We start from the raw sequence: 18,072 nt of genomic DNA, 5'->3' as shown, positions 1-18,072 counted from the left end.
GCTCAATCAGGACGTGAAAACCAATGCGATGGGCAAGAGCCGGCCGACCAACAAGGCAGAAATGATCGATAGCGTGCGTCGCCATCTGCATCGCCGGCAGAAGCAGCCTCATGTTATCCGCAACCTGTTTAAGGAAAAGCACGTGCGCTACGCAGCATGATTAAATGTGCGCACTATTTAGTGCACTGGTCAGTATCTGGTTGACTGAATCGGCAAGGGCCTTTGGATACCATGGATTTTACCCACTGCCATGCAGGGACGTACCCGAACCTGAACGCGCGCCCAGGACCCGTGCGGTTCGATCATTCGCGCGCCCCGCCTGACCGTGTCAATCTTCCCCTTCTTCCAATATCTCCATGACCTCACGCAGAGACCTGTTGACCATGTTGGCCGCGTTCCCCGGGGCGATGTCCGCCATTGCGCTGCCAACGTTGACTGCAAGCGGCACCGCTTACGCGAGCGATGATTCCCCGACAGCGGCGCCGGCGCTACCCACAGGCATGCAGGGCGACTGGCGCGAACAGTATGCATACTCACTGGGAATCCAGGCTTATGTCTTCGGATTCCCCTATGTGTTGCTGCCAGCCCTGCGCTGGAAGTGGACCTCTGGGCCCAAGCCGGCGACGAGCATGACGCCCTACGCGCCGCTCAACAGCTTCTACCATGCGCGCCGGCTCACCGACGCCACCTACCGCGACGGCGGCACGCCAAACAATGACACGCTCTATTCGATCGCCTGGGTGGATGTGAGCCGGGAGCCGGTCATCCTCTCGCATCCGGAGATGGGCGCCCGCTACTTCGCTTTCGAGATCGCGTCGCTCGACTCCGACAACTTTGCTTATGTCAGCCAGCGCGCCACCGGTCCTAGTGCAGGCAGCTTCGCCATTGTCGGCCCCAATTGGAAGGGCACGCTACCCCGTGGCGTCAAGCAACTGCCTCCATCGCGCACGAACAGCGTGCTGATTCTTGGGCGCACTCTGGTGAGGGGACCGGACGATCTGCCGACCGTGGTGGCGTTGCAGGACCACTTCAGGCTTAATCCACTGAGTCTCTGGGGGCATAGGGGCTTGGCCGCGCCGCCGCGCCGGGATGTGTGGCAGCCTTTCGATCCCAGGACCGATCCGCTGGCAGACTGGAAGACCATGAACCGGGCGATGACCGAAGACCCACCAGAGGGTCGCCTCGATAAACTGCTCGGCCAGTTCGCCACCATCGGTATTGGTCCGGGCCAGGATGTCGACAAGATGGACAGTGCCACTCGAGCAGGACTCGCGCGTGCCGCCGTCGGCGGGCGTGCCCTACTGCGCGAAGCTGTCAAATCCCCGCGCTTCGGTAGGCAGGTCAACTACTGGAGCATCCCGCCGGGCACTTTCGGCCGCGCCGGCCTGGCTGATGACTTCCTGCTGCGCGGCGCGGTGCAATGCCTGGGGGGCATTATTGCCAACGATCCGGCGGAAGCGGTCTACATGAGCGTCCACTTCGACGGAGTCGGTCGCCCGCTGGACGGCGCCCGGAAATATGTCTTGCGTTTTGCCCCTGGCAAGTTGCCCAGCGTCGACGCATTCTGGTCGCTCAGCCTCTACGACCCGACGCACAATTTTACGCCCAACGCCATTGACCGCTATGCACTTGGCGACAGATCGGCCGGGCTCACGCGAGACGCGGATGGGAGCCTGACGATCTTTATCCAGAACGAAAGACCGGACGAGGCAAAGGTGTCGAACTGGCTGCCGAGCACCAAGAGCGGACCTTTTTCGATGGTTCTGCGCGCGTATCGGCCGGGCCCCGAGATCGTTCAACAAATCTGGGCTCCGCCACCAGTTCAGCAAGTCGGCTGACGGGAAGTTTGAGTCCAGTCAGCAACTGATCTTTGATGGCCGTACAGTTCCCATTGCAATCGCTCCGACTGGATTTTTGGCTGCGAGGGCTGACGGTCATGAAACTTCAGGAATAATGCGCTTCTGCGTTTGATCCCCGAGACTGGCAGAGGAGACGCCGCTGCGTCTTTCAGAGAAAATCGATCGAACACACGGTATCGATCATTCACCTGCAACTCAGGAGAGCCAGGAAATGAAGATTTTTGTGCGCTTCTTTAAGGTCATCCATGGGCTCATGGCAGTTCTGTTCACCTGCGCGACACTGATATTGATCGCGATTGCAGCCCGCATCGGATGGACAGCGGTTGCGAGTCAATGGGACCAGACAGGCGCGCAATCCATCATTGAAGCTTTGGGGCTGCTGGCAGGAGCCGTTGTCGCGTTGCAGATCGCCGAGACCATCGTGGAGGAAGAGGTCATACGGGCGGCCGACGTGAGCGCACCGACACGGGTACGGCGTTTCATGTCGCGATTCCTGGTGGTCGTGGTCGTCGCGCTTGCCATTGAAGGGCTCGTGGCAACGTTCAAGGCGCTGCACCACGATCCCTCGCAGCTTCGATATGCGGCCGAACTGATTGCATCGACAAGCTTGCTTCTTGCCGCCTGGGGGCTCTTCGTTCACCTGAACCGGTCGGCGGAGGAGTTAGAGCCGGAGGCGATGGCGGAGGCGAAACGCGAAGACAAGAAAGTGCAATAGCGCGGTGCCGCGCCCGTACGGGACACGCCAAACTTCTCGGCGCTATATGTACCTGATGTCGAATCCGGCCAATGCCCAGCGTCTGCTCGAATCGCTTGCGCAATTGCGCCAAGGCAAGGGAGTCGAGCGCCAACTGATCGACCCGGAGGCTGAATGGCAGAGGGGCATCGACTAGCTCCGGCACCCGCGTCATGGGGCGTTGCCGCCCCGAAAACGTCTCCTTATACGAGCTCGGTTTCGTACCGGCTCGCCGGAATCGTTTCCCGATCGCTCGCTGCTTCCTGAAGGTGGAAGTCGAACCGCACGCGGGTAAAGGGGCCGGTCAGGCCTAGCGACTCGTAGCCTGCCGGGCTCTGCATCGTCTGGAGTTCCACCACGAGGCCATCGCGCGTGGCGAAGGCGAAGTCGTCGTCAATGTAGGTGTCACCCGGAATGTTGACCTGCGTGGTCAGCGCCCGCTTGCCTTCGCCCGATACGAGGAAGTGGATGTGGGCCGGGCGGTTGCCGTGGCGCCCCAGCAGGGCGAACAACTCGGATACGGGGCTCGCAGGCGGAATCGCGTAGCCAGGCGGCAGGAAGCTGCGGAAGCGGTAGTGGCCCTGCTCATCGGCCTGGATGCGGCGGCGCAGGTTGTAGTCGGGCTGCGACGGATCGAAGTGCGAGTAGCGGCCGAACTCGTTGCAGTGCCAGACGTCCACCAGCGCATGCGGGACCGGGCGGCCTTCGGTGTCGAGCACTTGGCCTTCCATGACGAACGGGGCACCCTTGTCTTCGTTGCCGGCGTCGAGACAGACTTCGTTCTCGGACAGCGGGGCGCCGGGTATGTAGAGCGGGCCTTCGATGGCGCGCGGCGTGCCGGCGGCGCGGGCAGCGGCCTGGTCGGCTTCGTCCAGGCGGATGTCGAGCAGGCGATCGAAGCCAAGGCCGGCGGTGATGAGGCCGATCATGTCGGCCTGGCCCAGGCGGGTCAGCCACTTGATCGCGTTCCAGAACTCGTCGGGCTGGACGTCGAACTCGTCGATGGTGCGGAACAGGTCGCCGACGATGCGGGCGGTGATGGCGCGCACGCGTTCGTCGCCGTCGTCGCCGAGCCGGCGGCTGTTCACCAGATCCAGCAGTTGGGCGGCATTCATTTCAGCCATGATTGTGTCTCCTGTACGTATGGTGCCCCCAAAGATTGAGGGCATTGGGGATAGGTGCGGCCCGCCCTACAGATCGAGTACGATCCGCGCCGTGCGTGCTCGCGACACGCAGGCACAGATCTGCTTGTTCGAGGCCTTTTCCTTCTTGGAAAGGCAGTTGTCGCGATGATCCGGCTCGCCGTCGAGGACGGGCACTATGCAGGTGCCGCAGATGCCTTCGCGGCATTCGGTATCGATGTCGCAACCGGCCGCGATGAGCGCATCGACGAGCGTCGTGCCCTCCGGGACGACGATGACCTTGCCGCTCTGGGCGAGTTCGGCCTCGAATGCGCCGGCAGGCAGGCTGGCCGCCGAGGGGGCGGCCTGGAAGTGCTCCAGGTGGACCGTATCCGGGCCGAGCAGGCGTTCACCTTCCTCGACCACGCGCGCCATGAACGCGGATGGTCCGCAGGTATAGGCCAGGCTGCCCGGGCCGGCGCCTTCCATGCAGGCAGAAAGCACCTGGCCCAGTGCGTCGCGGTCCACGCCGATGTGCAGCGTCACCTTGCCCTGGAACGGCGCCGACTCCAACAGCCTCAGGAAGGCGGCGTGTTCGCGCGAGCGGGCGAAGTAGTGCAGGTGGTAGGGCCCGCCTTCGCGGTTCAGCTTGTAGGCCATGCTCAGCAGCGGCGTGATGCCGATCCCGGCAGCGAACAACAGGTACTGCTCGGCCTGCGGCGCCAGACGGAACAGGTTGCGCGGGGCACTGATGGCCAGCTCAGCGCCTTCCTGCACGTTGTCGTGAAGGGCGGCCGAGCCACCACGCGAAGCGTCTTCCCGCTTCACGGCGATCAGGTAGCCGGACGGGTCGTCCGGCGGGCTGCACAGCGAATACTGGCGCGTGACACCGGTCGGCCCGAGCACGTCGACGTGCGCGCCCGGCTCATAGGGCTGCAGCGACGCGCCATCGCAGGGCACCAGCCGGAACGACCGGATGCCCACTGCCTCTTCCACAACCTTTTCGACTCTGACTTTGTTCATGACTACCCTTCCGGACTGATGACTACCTTGAAGCAGATGACTACCGCGCTCAGCGCATCAGCAGGCCGCCGTTCGCGTCCCAGCTGGCGCCGGTGACGGCGCCAGCCGAGTCGGCCGCGAGCAGCAGCACGATGTCGGCTACATACTCCGGCGAGCCCAGCCGCTGGACCGGGATCGTCTTGCAGATGGCTTCGAGACGCTCCCGGGGAACGGTCTCGTGGACGATCGGGAGATCGAGCGGGCCAGGCGACACACAGTTCACGGTGACGCCACGCGGGGCCAGCTCGCGCGCGAAGATCTTGGTCAGCACGCCCACGCCGCCCTTGGCCGCCGCATAGTGCGCGCCTGTCGCCGTGCCGCCGTTCTGGCCGGCCAGCGAGCCGATGTTGACGATGCGGCCGAAGCCGCGCTCGGCGAAATGCGCGCCGAACACTTGCGAGCCGACGAAGGTGCCGCGCAGGTTGATGGCCACTACCCGGTCGAACTCCTCGGGGCTGATGTCCATCAGAGCCGACACCTGCGACTTGCCGGCGTTGTTGACCAGCACGTCGGTGCCGCCCCAGCGTTTCTCCAGCGCAGCCTTCGCCGACTCGAACGCGAGCTTGTCCGTCACGTCGAGGGCAAGCGCCACGGCGGTCTCGCCCGTTGGGTCCAGAGACTCCGCCACGGCGCACGCATCTCGCTCGTCGAGGTCGCCGATCGCGACCCGGTAGCCGGCGGCGTACATGCGGCGGGCGATGACTTCGCCGAGGCCGCGGGCGCCGCCGGTGATCAGGGCAACTCGCTTCATCGCGTCTCCTTACAGCAGGAAGCCGAGAGCGTTGAGGCTGTCGGTGGAGTTGATCAGGCGGACCACCTTCTGCTCGATGCGGATGCCTCCCTGCGTAAAGCGCAGGCGGTGCGTCAGGTCGGCGGCGAACAGCGTGTGGCGCTCGCGCTTGTAGGCGACGAGGATTTGCGCCGAGCAGACTTCGATGACGTCCGCATCGCTCGACGCCTCGGTGAAGCGCGACACGGTACGCACCGTACGCGCGGCATCCACGGCAGACACCGAGTGGCCCGAGGTCAGGCGCTCGATGCGCATGGCGCGCATGCGGGCGTCGTCGTAGGCGTAGTTCAGCGTGGCTTCGAAGTCGGTCGTGTCGGGGTCGATCGGCACTACATAGCGGCCGGTTTCGCTCCACAGGTCGGACCACTGCTTGTAGTCCTTGCGATCGAGCAACTCGGCCTCGCGCCAGATGAACTCGGTGGCCAGCTGCAGGGAGGGGGCGACCAGGTTCAGTTCGTTCGCTTTATTCATCGCTCATCATCCTTTTCCACGTCCGATAGGCTTCACGCATGCCGCCTTCGTCGGTGGCGTGCGAGACCTTGTCGCCGTTGTCGGCGACGATTTCGCGGTTCAGACCGCGGTTGACCAGGATCGGCACGTTCTTGCCGGCATAGGAACCGCGCTGCACGCGTTCCCAGGCTTCGGCATCGTCCGGGCTGCCGAAGCCGAACGGGCCCTGGAAATGCTCATGGATGCGCAGCCGCTCGCGGTTGGCAATCTCGGGACCGCCCTCCATGCCGAGGGCCACGTGGCGGATCTCGGTCTCCGTGACCGACACCGGGTGCAGCACGCGGAAGAACGCCATCGACATCGCCACGTTGGGGAAGAGGTTCAGGTTGAAGCCCGCGCCGTGCAGCGACCGAACGATGCGGCGCACCTGTTCCGGCGGCATTTCCTTCGATAGTGCCTCGGTAATGTGGGCGAAGCGCTCCTGCAGCGGCTCGGTACCGTCGTCCTGATCGAGATCGACATGCTCGGGCACCATCACCATCACGCTGTGGCCGTTGCCGAGCGCGTGCGTCACTGCCTTTTCGTCCGTCATGAACGACAGCATCTCGGACGTCTCTTCATCGACCGACGACATCCACGATTTGTGCACGATCGGGAAGTGGTAGCCGTCGGTGGTGTTCTCGAGCTGGATCTTCCAGTTGCCGTGGAAGGTGAACTTGTGCTCGCCCTGCGTCTTGATCGGATAGCCGGCACCCTGCTTCATGAACAGATCGATCCAGCGCTTCGCTTCGCCGAGGAAGTCGGAAAGCGGCTCGACGTCCTGGTTGAAGCTGGCGAAGACCATGCCCGCGTAGCTGTCGACACGCAGCGAGCGCAGCGGCAGTTCGGACTTGTCGAGGATGTCCTCGTAGCCGTCCGGATAGGGCAGTGCGCGCAGCTTGCCGTCCAGCGCATACGACCAGCTGTGATACGGACAGGTAAAGCCTGTGGCGTTGCCCTTCGACTTCTCGCATAGCGTGGCGCCGCGATGACGGCAGCGGTTTTCGAGCACGTGTATCTTGCCGGCTTTGTCACGCACGACGATGACTGGCTGGCGGCCGATTTTCGTGGTCTTGAAGTCGCCGGGGTTGCGGATCTCGCTCTCGTGTGCGACCCAGATCCAGGTCTTGTAGAAGATACGCTCGAGTTCGGTTTCGAACAGCGCCGGGTCGTGGTACATCGAACCATCGACGCGGTCGTCCTGGACCAGCCGCTCAGGCCTGGCCGTGAAGGTCACGGGCTGATAGGTATCGGTATCGTGGGAACACATGCTAGTTCTCCGTGGGTTTATTGGGCGACGCCGCCAGAAGCGATGGCGCGTTCAATCCGGGATGCGATGGCGCAAAGGGTCTCGTCTCCGCCCTTGCGGCCCACCAGTTGCAGGCCTGCCTTGATGGGGACATCGGCGACCGGTACAGGCAGCGTGAGTGCGGGATGGCCGCTCAGGTTGTAGGGGCGTACGAGCGTGGTCAGAGCGAGGATCGATCTCCCTTCACGCACTGCCGAGAGAAGCGGCGGCAGTTCGGGCAGCGTGGGCAGCACGATGACGTCAACCTCGTAGAGCACCGCATCGACCTGCGCGGTGAACGCGCGACGAACCGCTTCGGCCCGATCGAGGTCGTCGCGGCGGGTCGCGCTGGCGGCCAGCAGGCGCTGCTCGACATCGGGCTGCAGGGCGCCGGCTCCGGTCAGGTGGCCAAAGGCCGCCCACGTCTCGAAGTTGATGACCTGCATGCCGGCCTGGTAAGCGGCTCCCATGCCGTCGAGGCGTACGCGTTGCGTAGTGAAGCCGGCCTTGCGCAGGGCGCTGGCGACGGCATCGACGATCGCGGGATCTGCAAGCACATCATCGAGCAGGCCGATGCGGAAAGTCTTGCCGCTATCGCGTGCCTGCGACGCGTCGAAGTCCGGCGCAATCACGGCCATGGCGGCGACGATGCCATCGACCGAATCGGCGAACGGGCCGACGCAATCCAGCGACGACCTGGCCGGATGGGCACCACGGCGGCTGACGCGGCCGAAGGTGGGCTTCAGTCCCGCCACACCGCAGCAGGCTGCGGGCATGCGGATGGAGCCGCCGGTATCGGTGCCCAGGGCGATGCGGACCTCGCCCGCTGCGACAGCGGCGGCCGAACCGCTGGACGAGCCGCCGGGAATGCGGTCCGGGGCCTGCGCGTTGACCGGCGTGCCGGCGAAGTCGTTGATGCCAGAGATGCCGAAGGCGAGTTCGTGCATCGTGGTCTTGCCGACGATCGACCAGCCTGCGTCGAGCAGACGGGCCACCACGTCCGCGTGCTCGGCGGCGGGCGCCGCGTGGCGCAATGCGCGGCTGCCGGCGACGGTTGGGTAGCCCGCGATGTCGATCGAATCCTTGATGGCGATGGCGGGGCCGTCGCCACCAACGCAGAAGCGGGAGACGAAGGCGGTCATTGCAGCGCCTCCGCAAGCGTCAGGCACGACAACCGTTCCGTCTGGAAGTGCCGGATGCGGGCCGTGCCATCATGGCCGATGGCAAACTGCACTGCCAGACGTGCCGAGATCAGTTCGGTCTTTCCGCCGGCATAGACCGACAGTTGCTGCATGATCCAGTGGCCACGCACGGCGTCGCCGTCCGTCACCATCGCCTCGCTGGTGAGGAAATGCACGTTGCGCTGGAAATGCGGCACGGGCGGCAGGTACTTGTGCAGGAACTCGCCGATGGCGGCGGGGCCGACGTGGCGGCCAAAGCCGGACGCGTATTCCGCGCCTGCGCCTTCCCACACGGCGTCGTCTGTGAACAGCGCGGGCAGTTCGCCGTCGCGCACGTCGGCCGGGGCCGGCACGTCGCACAGCGACATGTAGCGCGACAGCGTGCGCCGCGCCGCGCACTCGGCTTCAAGGGCGGCGAGTCGCGTTGCCATCTGGCCCACGTCAACGCCGCTCGCGGGAATCTGCGCTTTCGTCATGACGTCAGTCCAGCATCAGGCGGCTTCGGCCGGAATCTCGAGCGCGCGGCCCACGCGCGCCTCGATCTTGGCGTAGCGCCACAGGCTGTGCTCGCCGACAGGCGTGGTGCGGAAGAGATTGCAGGCGGCGACCACGGTGTCGTAGTCCTTCACGTCGGCCATGATGTACACGGTCCACGGCGACGTGGTGGACGGGCCGACCATCAGGCGGTCATCGTCGATTGCGCCGAGGATGGAGACTCCGGGCATGGCGCCCATCGACTTCATCATGGCGCTGAATCCCTTCCACACTTCGATGCCATGGCCAGTCGGCAGGTCGAAGAAGTTCTGCGTAATGCCGATGCAGAAGAGGACGCGCAGGGGGCTCTGGACAGGTTGCGACATATAGGCTCCGGTCGGTGTTGGGTCGTGGGATCGTGTGTCAGATGTAACCGGGCATCGGCGGCACGCCGAGGCTGACGGCGCCGGCGGCGTCATAGAGGCCTTCGCCAAGGAAGGCGTGCTGGGTAACGACCATGGCGTCGCGCAAGTAGCGCTGCAGCGGGTGCCCGTCGTAGATTGCAGCGGTGCCGGCGAGCAGGTAGGCTGACTGCGTGGCGTTTGCGCCCGCGCGGGTGGCCTGCACGGCCGACAGGCGCAGCAGGCTGGTCTGTTCGGCTGTGAGCCGGTCGCCCTTCAGGATCGTGTCCCACGCGGACTCGGTGGCTTCGTAGAAGAAGGCACGCGCCGAACGCAGTTCGGCTTCTGCCTTGGCTACGGCGATGCGCAGGTAAGCGCGGTCGGCCATCTTCGGTGCGCCGGTGATGCCGGTGCGTCCGCCGGCCATGTGCGAGACCTCGTCCAGCGCGGCGCGGGCAACGCCAAGGTTCACCACCGCCAGCACCTGGGCGGCGTAGGCGATCGAGGGATAGCGGTAGAGCGGCTCATCGATAGTCGGCGCGCCGCCGCGCACAAAGGTCCACTCATCGGCGACGAACACGTCGCTGACGCGCAGGTCATGGCTGCCGGTGCCGCGCAGGCCGATCACTTCCCAGTTCTCGACGATCTCCACGTCTTCCGGCCGCAGCACGGCCGTGCGTGGCTTGCCGCCGTCGCCGGCGCCAATGCCGACACCGAGGATGTCCGCGCCCTTGCAGCCGCTGGCGAACTTCCACAGGCCGTTGACGCGGTAGCCGCCATCGATCTTTTCGGCGGGCTGGATCGGGAACAGGCCGCCGGCGAAGACGATGTCCGGACCATTGGCGTAGAGGCGGGCAAGGGTGTCGCGCGGCAGGGCGGCGAGGTAGAGCGCGGCGGAGCCGAAGCTCGCGACCCAGCCGGCGGAGCCGTCTGCTTCGGAAATGGTCTCGATCAGCCTGAGGAAATCGGCGGGCGCGCAGGCGTCGCCGCCAAAGCAGCGCGGCGTGGCGGCGCGGTAGACGCCCAGTTGCTTGAGCTGGGCTACCATATCCCGCGGCACATGCCGCTTCACATCAAATTCTTCGCGGCGGGCGCGGATTTCAGCCAGCAGTCGGTCGAGCTGTGCCTGGCGCGATTCGGTGTCCGCGGCCTGGGGCATGGCGATGCCGGGAAATGGGTTGAGGAGGCTTTCCGACACAGCGGAATGCAGCATGGTTGTCTCCGGTGGATTGCGTGGGCCGGCTAGGGGAGCGGCTGGAGAGCCGGCTTTGACGGTGTGGACCGTTGAAAGCAGTCTATCGACGGGCCCCGGCAGGCAACAATTGGAGGGAGGTGTGCATCGGCGTGCGGTTTCCCAAGGGCGCGTAAAGGAAATACCTATACGGCTCCGGGCACTTCCGGAGGTACGCTGCAGGATCGATTCATTCCACCGGCATGGCTGCGGGCAACATGTATCAATTCGGGCAAGACGACTTCTTTCGCATGGTCGAGGCGCTGACGCTGCGCGTGATCCTCCATGACGCCGACACGAAGTCCATCCTGTGGGCGAACCACGCGGCACGCGAGACGCTGGGATTCACGTTGGAGGAACTCCCGGCACTGAAGGCGCCGGACATGACCCGCAACGCGGAGAAGTACCGGCGCGAAGTCGGGCTCCAGTGGCTGGACGAGGCGGCCAGGACTGGCCAGAGCGTGATCGAGTGGTGCTATCGCGCCAAAAATGGCAACGAGATCCTGTCGGAAGCCATCGCCACGCGCGTGTCGCTGGAGACGCGCGATGTACTGATGGTGCAGTTCCGCGACATCTCGGCGGAAGAAGCGCTGAAGCGCGAATTGCGCCGCTCCGAGAGCCGGCTCAGGGCGTTCATGCAGGACCTGGCGGAGGGTGTGATCGTGGTGGATCGCAGCGGGCACGTGGCGTATGTCAGCGAGTCGGGATGCCGGATCCTGGGACGCGTGGAAAGTGACGTGCTGGGCGCCGAATTCGACAGATTGTGCGAAGCCCCGCTGCTGCAAGTCCTGCGCGACCAAGTGGCGCCGGACGTGACCATGCGCGGCTCGTTCTCCATGCGCTTCCAGGTACGCACTGCCATGGGTGAACTGCGCTGGCACCAGGCCGTCACGCGTTATGTCGAGATCGAGGACGACATCAGCGGCTATCTGCTGCTGTTTCGCGACGTGACCGCGCAGGTCGGGGCTGAATCAATGGAGCGCGAGCGCGAGCGCGAGATCGAATACCTCGCGCGCTACAACGCCATGGGCGAGATGGCGATGACCATCGCCCATGAACTAAGCCAGCCGCTGGCGGCGACGCGCAACTTCATCGAAGGGGCGTCGATGCGGCTCGCAAAAAACCACGCCGATCCCGAGCCGATCCGCTTCGGGCTGGAAGCGGCCGCCCGGCAGGTGGAGCACGCCTCGCTGATCATCAAGAGCATTCGCGAGTACGTGGTAAAGCTGGAACAGGCCGAGGTGCGCGTCGACCTGAACGATATCGTCCACGACAGCGCCTACTTCATCTCGCTCAAGTGCGAGGAGGCGGACGTGAAACTCGAATTGACGTTGTCGCCGGAGCCATTGCCGATCAGTTGCGAGAAGGTGTTGCTTGGCCAGGTGATCCTGAACATCGCGTTCAACGCCATCGAAGAGATGGCGGCGCTCCCCCCGGAGCGGCGCACGCTTCGGATCGAGACCTGTGTGACGGGCGGGACCGGCTGCGGCGGCCCCAAGGCGATGCTGATGGTGCACGACCTCGGCCGGGGGCTGCCGCAGGCCGCCAGCCAACGGATCTTCGACGGGTTCTTCTCCGGCAAGCCCGGAGGCAACGGCATCGGCCTGGCCCTGTGCAAGAGCATCGTGTCGCGGCATCGTGGCGACATCTGGGCGCAGAACCGCGAGCCGTTCGGCACGTCGTTCGCGTTCTCCGTGCCGCTCTGCGGGGAGCCGGCCGAAGGCTAGCCAGCCGCGTCCCTCGCGGGCAGCGTGCCAGCCTGGATCAGCCGGGCTTCTCGGTCATCGACGACGCCCACACCTCCATCACCTCGCGCACCAGCGTGGCCGTGCTGACCACGCCGAGCTTCTCGCGGATCTTGGTGCGGTGGACATCGACGGTCTTCACACTGATGTGCAGTTCGTCGGCAATGATCTTGCTTGGCTTGCCGTCGAGCACGCGGCAGAGGATCTCCTGCTCGCGCGTGGTGAGCTTGTCGAGCTTCGCGCGGATCTTCTGGCGCTGCTCGGCTGAGTCGTGCAACTGGACGGCCTGCTTCAGCGCGCCCTGGATCTTCTCGAGCATCTGCTGCGGGTTGTAGGGCTTCTCGATGAAGTCAATGGCGCCGTTCTGCAGCGCCTTCACGGACATCGGAATGTCGCCGTGCGCGGAAACGAAGATGATCGGCAGCGTCGCGCCTTGCTTGTTGAGGATTTCCTGGAGCTGGAAGCCGCCTGTCTCGGGCATGCGCACGTCGAGCACCAGGCAGGCCGGCCGCTTGGAATCGTAGGCGGCCAGGAACTCGCGCGCGCCGGCAAAGCACTCGGCCTGGACCGACACTGTCTCGAGGAGCCAGGCCAGAGAGGTGCGAAGTTCTTTGTCATCGTCAACGATGTAGACGATTGCGGATAAAGCAGTCATGACGGGGCGGCTTTTGTGGCGATGCTGGATGGGTCCCGACGGAGGGTATCTCCTGCGGCCATTCTTATGTGGCCTTTCTCGTGGGTGCTTTAGGTCTGAAGCGTACACCAAGCACTCCCGCCGCACGATAAAGAAAACACGTAGAGGTTGGGGCACAACCCTGCGAATCCGGGTAGCTCCCATGGATAGCGGTCGAGAGGGGCGTTGCCCTACGCTTTGACACAAGCCGACAACGCCGCAAGTAGCGAGCCCCCATGAACGCCGTCAATCAAACTGAATTCCGCCAGGCCATGGCCCACCTGCCCGCCGGGGTCAATATCGTCACCACGCAGGGTTCGGGCGGACGGTGCGGGATCACCGCCAGTGCCGTGTGCTCCGTCACCGACTCGCCGCCGACGATCCTGGTTTGCGTCAATCGCGGCAGTGCCTCGCACGCCATCTTCCAGCGCAATGGCCGTCTCTGCGTCAATGTGTTGAGCAGTGACCAGGAGGAGCTTGCGAAGCACTTCGCCGGCATGACCAAGGTGTCGATGGAAGACCGCTTCTCCTGGGACATCTGGGACGAATGCGAGGCCGATCAGCCTGCGCTGCGGGACGCCATCGTCAAGCTGCAGGGCAGCATCAGCGACTGCAAGGAGGTGGGTTCGCACTCGGTGGTCTTCGTCACGCTGGACCGCATCGCCGTCAGCGAGCAGGGCGGAGGGCTGGTTTATTTCAACCGCGACTTCCACCGCGTGCAGCGCGAGCGATAGCCGTGCGGCTCGCACGCCGCGTGCCGACAGAGGCGTCCCGTCGTGCATCGGCGCACACGAGTTGCCTGCTTAAAGGAAATACCTAAGGCCCCTGCGGGAACCCTCATGCAGGCGCAATCGCGACCCAATATCGCCCGTTCGCGGTACGCCATAACCTGCGCTTGGCTACCCACCGAAGCCAACTGAAGGCAACCGAGGCCAACCGGGGCCAACCGAATACCACTGAAGGAGATGACGCAGTGCCAGTCATGCAGATTTACCTGATCGAGGGCCGTTCGCCGGCGCAAAAAGAGGCCTTCATCACGGAGGTCACCGATGCCGCGGTCAATACGTTGGGGGTGGACCGCTCGTCGGTCCGGGTGATGTTCCTCGACGTGCCGAAGACCGATTACGCCATCGGCGGCCAGACCGCCAAGGCGCTGGGCCGCTAGCAGTCCAGAGCACAGAACGCGCGAGGCTGGGCCCCCGCACGACGGTCCGAGAAAAGGCGGAAGCCACCTTCAGCCATCGCGTCAGCCATCCACCAAGGATAAGGAGACAAGTCATGAGAGCAGATGGCGATCTGACGATCGAAGCCAAACCAGTTCCCACCGTATCGCAGCCCCGGCAAGGGCGGGAATCCCCTAAACCTCATGCGGCCGATGCCGCGGCAGACGAAGCCGTTGTCCGAAAGATCTACCGCCGACTGATCGGCTTCCTGTTCGTCCTGTTCGTGTTCTCGTTCCTGGACCGGATCAACATCGGCTTTGCCGGCCTGACGATGGGGCGTGACCTCGGGCTCACGGCCACTGCCTTCGGCCTGGCGTCGACCGTGTTCTACGGCGCCTACATCCTGTTCGGCATTCCGAGCAACATCATGCTCGGCAAGCTCGGTGCGCGCCGCTGGATCGCCATCATCATGGTGGCGTGGGGGCTCACGTCGACAGCGACCATGTTCGCCTGGGATGCCAACAGCCTCTACATATTGCGCATCCTCGTGGGCATCACTGAAGCGGGCTTCCTGCCTGGCGTGCTGCTGTACATGACGTTCTGGTTCCCGTCGGCGCACCGCGCGCGCGCCAACGCCTTCTTCATGATCGCCATGCCGGTCACGTCGGCGCTTGGCGCCATCGTCTCCGGCTACCTGCTGAAGCTGGACGGCCTGCATGGACTGCACGGCTGGCAATGGCTGTTCATGCTGGAGGGCTTGCCGTCGGCGTTGCTGGGCATCGTGGTCTGGATGTATTTGGATGACACGCCGGAAAAAGCGAAGTGGCTGACCCCCGCCGAGCGCGCGCGGCTCGCGGCGATGATGGCGCGAGACGCCGCCAGCAGTCCCGTCCGGAAGGCAGGGGGGAAGGAGGTGTCGCTGGCGAAGGCGCTGTTCTCGCTGCCGGTCATGCAATTGGCAGTCGCCTACTTTCTGCTGGTGAACACGCTGGGGATGATCAGTACCTGGGTGCCGCAAATCGTCAAGAGCTTCAACCAGAGCAGCAGCGATCTCGCCATCGGCATGCTGACCGCCGTGCCACACGTGTGCACCATCGTCGCGATGGTTGTCTGGGGACGCCGCTCCGACAAGCACCAGGAGCGCCGTCTGCACGTCGCGCTGCCGATGCTGTTCGCGGCCGCCGGCTGGGGACTGACCTCGTTTGCCGCCGACCCGCTGGTCAAGCTTGCTGGCCTGTGCGCGGCTTCGGCGGGCGCGTATGCAGCGATGACGATCTTCTGGACGCTGCCCGATCTTGTCATGTCGGCAAATCATCGGGCCATCGGCATCGCGTTCATCAATGCTGCCGGCATTGTCGGTGCTGCACTGAACGCAGTCATCATCGGCTACCTGCGCGACGTCACCAGCAGTTTCACGTCCGGCCTGCTGTACGCGGCAGCGGTGCTGGTGGTCGGAGCGCTCGTGGTGGTCACGTTCGCGCGCAGTGGCGCCTCCGGGAAGCGCGCCACCCCCAAACATGCGCTGGAAGCTTAGCCGAGTGCGGTCTCGAAGCGGCTGGCGGCACGCGCTTCTCGGTCGCAGGCTGCATCCTGGAGACGATGATGCCGTCAGCGCGGAGGGTAAGCCCGCGTTCGGCGTCAGGTCTATCGGATGCCCTCGAGGACGGCAAACTGCGTAATCAATGCTGGTGATGCGGGTCGGCTTCCAGATGCCGGGCCAGCAACAGCAGTGCCACAGCCGACAGCAATGCAGCGCCGATCATGTACCAGGCAATCGACGAGCCGCGTCCGGTCATCGATAGCAGTGCAGTCGTAACGAGAGGCGTTGTTGCGCTACCGAGCAACCCCGATAGCATGTAGCTCATGGATAGACCCGAGTATCGCACCCTTGCCCCGAACAATTCCGCCAGGAACGTGGCGATAGGACCATAGTTGGCGGCAAAGGCGACCATCATCAGCAGGTAGCCGGCAATGGCGAAGACGACGTCCTTCGTGTCCATCAGCCAGAAGAACGGGAACGCGAACACGGCCTCGGCAAGGATGCCGCCAATGATTACCGGCTTGCGGCCAACCTTGTCCGAAAGCCACCCGAACAGCGGCAGCATGACGATGCAGACGGCGCACGCTAACAGCACGATCAGCAGCATGGCGTCGCGGGTCAGTCCCAGTGATTGCGTGCCATAGGTGAGGCCAAATGCCACAAGCAGGTTGAACGAAGCCCCCGTCGACATGGTAGCCACGCCGCCAAGGATCACCTGCTTCCAGGATTTTCTGAACACTTCCGCGAGCGGCAGGCGCGCCGGCCCTCCAGTGCTCTTCACCTTGTCGAAGGCAGGCGTTTCCGACGTGTGCAAGCGAATATGCAAGCCGACGACGATCAGCACAATGCTGGCCAGGAACGGGATGCGCCAGCCCCAGGATAGCAGCGCTTCGGGCGACAGCGCCGATGCGCTTAGCAGAAACGCCAGGTTGGCGATCAACGTGCCGGCGGGCACACCGACCTGCACCCAGGAGCCATAGAATCCCCGCTTACCCGGAGGGGCATGTTCGACCGCCATCAGCACTGCGCCGCCCCATTCGCCGCCGAGTGCCAGTCCCTGTATGACTCGCAGCGTAAGCAGCAACACCGGAGCCCAGATACCGATCGTCGCGTAGTCAGGCAGCAGTCCGATGCAAAACGTGGCGGCGCCCATCACGACCAGCGAGATCAGAAGCATCGACTTGCGCCCCAGACGGTCGCCGAAATGGCCGAATATGGCTGCTCCGACCATGCGTGCAACATAGGCAGAAGCGAACGTCCCGAACGCGAGCAGCGTTCCGACCAGCGCGTCGAAGCTGGGGAAGAACACCTTGTTGAAGACGAGCGCCGATGCTGTGGCGAAGATGAACAGGTCATACCATTCCACCGTGGTGCCTATGACGCTCGCCACAGCGATTTTCCTGATCTTCGCCACATCAGCCTGTCGCGCAGGCGTCGCAGCAGTTGAAATAGCATTTTCCATTCGCAACCTCCGTATGTTTTTCCGCACCTGGTGCGCAATGCACGGGGGCACCATGGTTTGCCACGGTCGCGCCCCGGCATCGCTCATTGCGCAATCTCAGGCGCGATCCCGGCGACCGGACGTGCGCTGGATGTACGAGATCACTTCGTCAGCCGACGAGATGTCGGCATAGCGGCGACCGACATCGCGGAGATTGTCCCGATGCGGACCTTCCTCGATATCGCCGACGCAGTCCTCCGGGACGATGGTACGAAAGCCCCATTGGAAGCTGTCGATCGTCGACGCACGGATACAGCCGCTGGTGTTGCAACCAGTGATGATCACGGTCTCGACGCCCTCGCGAATGAAGTAGGGCACGACCGGTGTCTGATGGAAGATTGACGGGCCGAACTTGCAGACAACGACGTCATAGTCCTTGTCGTAGATCCTCGGATCCAGTTCCGAGCTGGGATGGTCCAGCCGGAATTGCTCGCGCACTGCCGAAATCTTCCAGTGGGGCATGTCGCGCTCAGACTTGTACGCAGTGAAGCAACTGGCAATAGGCACGTTGTGCTGACGCGCCACGTCGAGCAGCCGTGCCGTGTTCTGCAGGCCGCGCATGACCAGCGGCGCACCACCGAGTGGGTATTGCTCGTCGGTGAACGCCATCTGGTAGTCGATCACCACGATCCCGACCTTGCCGTGCATGCCGATCTCTACAGCGCCGTAAGAGCGATTCTTGTAATCGTCCATGTTTGTACCTCCTGGGTTGAAAGAACATCGATCTGATGCCAGGAAGTCTAGGACCCCTATATACTTACAGCAATACGTGTCGGATACCTAAGGAGATCCCCTAGAGTTGGCGCTGCCGTGTGCGCTAT

General features: G+C 64.1%; 19 protein-coding genes. 7 read left to right on the top strand and 12 right to left on the bottom strand.

Annotated features, from left to right (window positions below; translation table 11 throughout):
- The first annotated feature begins 383 nt into the window (after positions 1-383).
- The 3 genes from KHO41_RS26425 to KHO41_RS41710 all read left to right on the top strand — a co-directional run bounded on the left by KHO41_RS26425 (position 384) and on the right by KHO41_RS41710 (position 2,749).
- Positions 384-1,838, top strand: coding sequence for a DUF1254 domain-containing protein (locus KHO41_RS26425; RefSeq protein WP_244874035.1), 1,455 nt, complete (start codon positions 384-386; stop codon positions 1,836-1,838).
- Between the two features lie 232 nt (positions 1,839-2,070).
- On the top strand, positions 2,071-2,574 hold the full coding sequence (locus KHO41_RS26420; RefSeq protein ID WP_211956211.1) for a hypothetical protein: 504 nt from the start codon (positions 2,071-2,073) through the stop codon (positions 2,572-2,574).
- 46 nt (positions 2,575-2,620) lie between these two features.
- Positions 2,621-2,749: a type II toxin-antitoxin system Phd/YefM family antitoxin gene (locus KHO41_RS41710; protein WP_280519719.1), complete on the top strand. Its 129-nt coding sequence runs from the start codon at positions 2,621-2,623 to the stop codon at positions 2,747-2,749.
- A 46-nt stretch (positions 2,750-2,795) separates the two neighbouring features.
- Here KHO41_RS41710 and KHO41_RS26415 read toward each other — a convergent pair whose 3' ends face one another.
- The 9 genes from KHO41_RS26415 to KHO41_RS26375 form a co-directional block, all read right to left on the bottom strand.
- Complete coding sequence (locus KHO41_RS26415; protein ID WP_211956210.1) at positions 2,796-3,716, bottom strand: dioxygenase family protein; 921 nt, start codon at positions 3,714-3,716, stop codon at positions 2,796-2,798.
- Between the two features lie 66 nt (positions 3,717-3,782).
- Complete coding sequence (locus KHO41_RS26410; RefSeq protein WP_211956209.1) at positions 3,783-4,736, bottom strand: PDR/VanB family oxidoreductase; 954 nt, start codon at positions 4,734-4,736, stop codon at positions 3,783-3,785.
- Between the two features lie 49 nt (positions 4,737-4,785).
- Complete coding sequence (locus KHO41_RS26405) at positions 4,786-5,526, bottom strand: SDR family NAD(P)-dependent oxidoreductase (protein WP_211956208.1); 741 nt, start codon at positions 5,524-5,526, stop codon at positions 4,786-4,788.
- Positions 5,527-5,535: 9 nt separating this feature from the next.
- The gene (locus KHO41_RS26400; protein WP_211956207.1) at positions 5,536-6,036 is read right to left on the bottom strand and encodes an aromatic-ring-hydroxylating dioxygenase subunit beta; all 501 of its coding nucleotides are present in this window, start codon (positions 6,034-6,036) and stop codon (positions 5,536-5,538) included.
- Positions 6,029-7,324, bottom strand: coding sequence for an aromatic ring-hydroxylating oxygenase subunit alpha (locus KHO41_RS26395; RefSeq protein ID WP_211956206.1), 1,296 nt, complete (start codon positions 7,322-7,324; stop codon positions 6,029-6,031). The genes KHO41_RS26400 and KHO41_RS26395 overlap by 8 nt, the downstream gene beginning before the upstream one ends.
- Before the next feature lie 17 nt (positions 7,325-7,341).
- The gene (locus KHO41_RS26390; protein WP_211956205.1) at positions 7,342-8,484 is read right to left on the bottom strand and encodes an amidase; all 1,143 of its coding nucleotides are present in this window, start codon (positions 8,482-8,484) and stop codon (positions 7,342-7,344) included.
- On the bottom strand, positions 8,481-8,999 hold the full coding sequence (locus KHO41_RS26385; RefSeq protein ID WP_211956204.1) for a nuclear transport factor 2 family protein: 519 nt from the start codon (positions 8,997-8,999) through the stop codon (positions 8,481-8,483). The genes KHO41_RS26390 and KHO41_RS26385 overlap by 4 nt, the downstream gene beginning before the upstream one ends.
- Positions 9,000-9,014: 15 nt before the next feature.
- On the bottom strand, positions 9,015-9,383 hold the full coding sequence (locus KHO41_RS26380) for a hypothetical protein (protein WP_211956203.1): 369 nt from the start codon (positions 9,381-9,383) through the stop codon (positions 9,015-9,017).
- 37 nt (positions 9,384-9,420) lie between these two features.
- Positions 9,421-10,557, bottom strand: coding sequence for an acyl-CoA dehydrogenase family protein (locus KHO41_RS26375; RefSeq protein WP_244874034.1), 1,137 nt, complete (start codon positions 10,555-10,557; stop codon positions 9,421-9,423).
- Between the two features lie 290 nt (positions 10,558-10,847).
- On the opposite strand from KHO41_RS26375, the gene KHO41_RS26370 reads away from it, so the two are divergent.
- Positions 10,848-12,356, top strand: a complete 1,509-nt coding sequence (locus KHO41_RS26370) for a sensor histidine kinase (protein WP_211956201.1) — start codon at positions 10,848-10,850, stop codon at positions 12,354-12,356.
- Between the two features lie 37 nt (positions 12,357-12,393).
- Here the strand turns inward: KHO41_RS26370 and KHO41_RS26365 are convergent, their stop codons facing one another.
- Positions 12,394-13,029 (bottom strand): response regulator transcription factor, encoded by a 636-nt coding sequence (locus tag KHO41_RS26365; protein WP_211956200.1) that lies wholly within the window; start codon positions 13,027-13,029, stop codon positions 12,394-12,396.
- Positions 13,030-13,283: 254 nt separating this feature from the next.
- On the opposite strand from KHO41_RS26365, the gene hpaC reads away from it, so the two are divergent.
- The 3 genes from hpaC (at position 13,284) to KHO41_RS26350 (ending at position 15,744) form a co-directional block, all read left to right on the top strand.
- On the top strand, positions 13,284-13,781 hold the full coding sequence (gene hpaC / locus KHO41_RS26360; RefSeq protein WP_211956199.1) for a 4-hydroxyphenylacetate 3-monooxygenase, reductase component: 498 nt from the start codon (positions 13,284-13,286) through the stop codon (positions 13,779-13,781).
- A gap of 239 nt (positions 13,782-14,020) precedes the next feature.
- A complete protein-coding gene (locus KHO41_RS26355; RefSeq protein WP_211956198.1) occupies positions 14,021-14,212 on the top strand; it encodes a tautomerase family protein in 192 nt (63 codons plus the stop codon).
- A 113-nt stretch (positions 14,213-14,325) separates the two neighbouring features.
- Positions 14,326-15,744, top strand: a complete 1,419-nt coding sequence (locus KHO41_RS26350) for an MFS transporter (RefSeq protein WP_211956197.1) — start codon at positions 14,326-14,328, stop codon at positions 15,742-15,744.
- Positions 15,745-15,889: 145 nt separating this feature from the next.
- Here the strand turns inward: KHO41_RS26350 and KHO41_RS26345 are convergent, their stop codons facing one another.
- Both KHO41_RS26345 and KHO41_RS26340 read right to left on the bottom strand, forming a co-directional pair.
- A complete protein-coding gene (locus tag KHO41_RS26345) occupies positions 15,890-17,140 on the bottom strand; it encodes an MFS transporter (protein ID WP_244874031.1) in 1,251 nt (416 codons plus the stop codon).
- A 168-nt stretch (positions 17,141-17,308) separates the two neighbouring features.
- Positions 17,309-17,944: an isochorismatase family protein gene (locus KHO41_RS26340; protein WP_211956195.1), complete on the bottom strand. Its 636-nt coding sequence runs from the start codon at positions 17,942-17,944 to the stop codon at positions 17,309-17,311.
- Positions 17,945-18,072 lie beyond the last annotated feature (128 nt).

This window comes from Cupriavidus numazuensis (assembly GCF_905397435.1).
GTDB lineage: Bacteria > Pseudomonadota > Gammaproteobacteria > Burkholderiales > Burkholderiaceae > Cupriavidus > Cupriavidus numazuensis.
Note: the sequence above shows the minus strand (reverse complement) of the source record. Positions and strands in the feature narration are given on the sequence as shown.

Excerpts from the sequence above, each read along its gene's own strand:
- KHO41_RS26425 (WP_244874035.1), top strand. The coding sequence starts at position 384 with ATGTTGGCCGCGTTCCCCGGGGCGATGTCCGCCATTGCGCTGCCAACG.
- KHO41_RS26420 (WP_211956211.1), top strand. The coding sequence starts at position 2,071 with ATGAAGATTTTTGTGCGCTTCTTTAAGGTCATCCATGGGCTCATGGCA.
- KHO41_RS41710 (WP_280519719.1), top strand. The coding sequence starts at position 2,621 with ATGTACCTGATGTCGAATCCGGCCAATGCCCAGCGTCTGCTCGAATCG.
- KHO41_RS26415 (WP_211956210.1), bottom strand. The coding sequence starts at position 3,716 with ATGGCTGAAATGAATGCCGCCCAACTGCTGGATCTGGTGAACAGCCGC.
- KHO41_RS26410 (WP_211956209.1), bottom strand. The coding sequence starts at position 4,736 with ATGAACAAAGTCAGAGTCGAAAAGGTTGTGGAAGAGGCAGTGGGCATC.
- KHO41_RS26405 (WP_211956208.1), bottom strand. The coding sequence starts at position 5,526 with ATGAAGCGAGTTGCCCTGATCACCGGCGGCGCCCGCGGCCTCGGCGAA.
- KHO41_RS26400 (WP_211956207.1), bottom strand. The coding sequence starts at position 6,036 with ATGAATAAAGCGAACGAACTGAACCTGGTCGCCCCCTCCCTGCAGCTG.
- KHO41_RS26395 (WP_211956206.1), bottom strand. The coding sequence starts at position 7,324 with ATGTGTTCCCACGATACCGATACCTATCAGCCCGTGACCTTCACGGCC.
- KHO41_RS26390 (WP_211956205.1), bottom strand. The coding sequence starts at position 8,484 with ATGACCGCCTTCGTCTCCCGCTTCTGCGTTGGTGGCGACGGCCCCGCC.
- KHO41_RS26385 (WP_211956204.1), bottom strand. The coding sequence starts at position 8,999 with ATGACGAAAGCGCAGATTCCCGCGAGCGGCGTTGACGTGGGCCAGATG.
- KHO41_RS26380 (WP_211956203.1), bottom strand. The coding sequence starts at position 9,383 with ATGTCGCAACCTGTCCAGAGCCCCCTGCGCGTCCTCTTCTGCATCGGC.
- KHO41_RS26375 (WP_244874034.1), bottom strand. The coding sequence starts at position 10,557 with ATGCCCCAGGCCGCGGACACCGAATCGCGCCAGGCACAGCTCGACCGA.
- KHO41_RS26370 (WP_211956201.1), top strand. The coding sequence starts at position 10,848 with ATGTATCAATTCGGGCAAGACGACTTCTTTCGCATGGTCGAGGCGCTG.
- KHO41_RS26365 (WP_211956200.1), bottom strand. The coding sequence starts at position 13,029 with ATGACTGCTTTATCCGCAATCGTCTACATCGTTGACGATGACAAAGAA.
- hpaC (WP_211956199.1), top strand. The coding sequence starts at position 13,284 with ATGAACGCCGTCAATCAAACTGAATTCCGCCAGGCCATGGCCCACCTG.
- KHO41_RS26350 (WP_211956197.1), top strand. The coding sequence starts at position 14,326 with ATGAGAGCAGATGGCGATCTGACGATCGAAGCCAAACCAGTTCCCACC.
- KHO41_RS26340 (WP_211956195.1), bottom strand. The coding sequence starts at position 17,944 with ATGGACGATTACAAGAATCGCTCTTACGGCGCTGTAGAGATCGGCATG.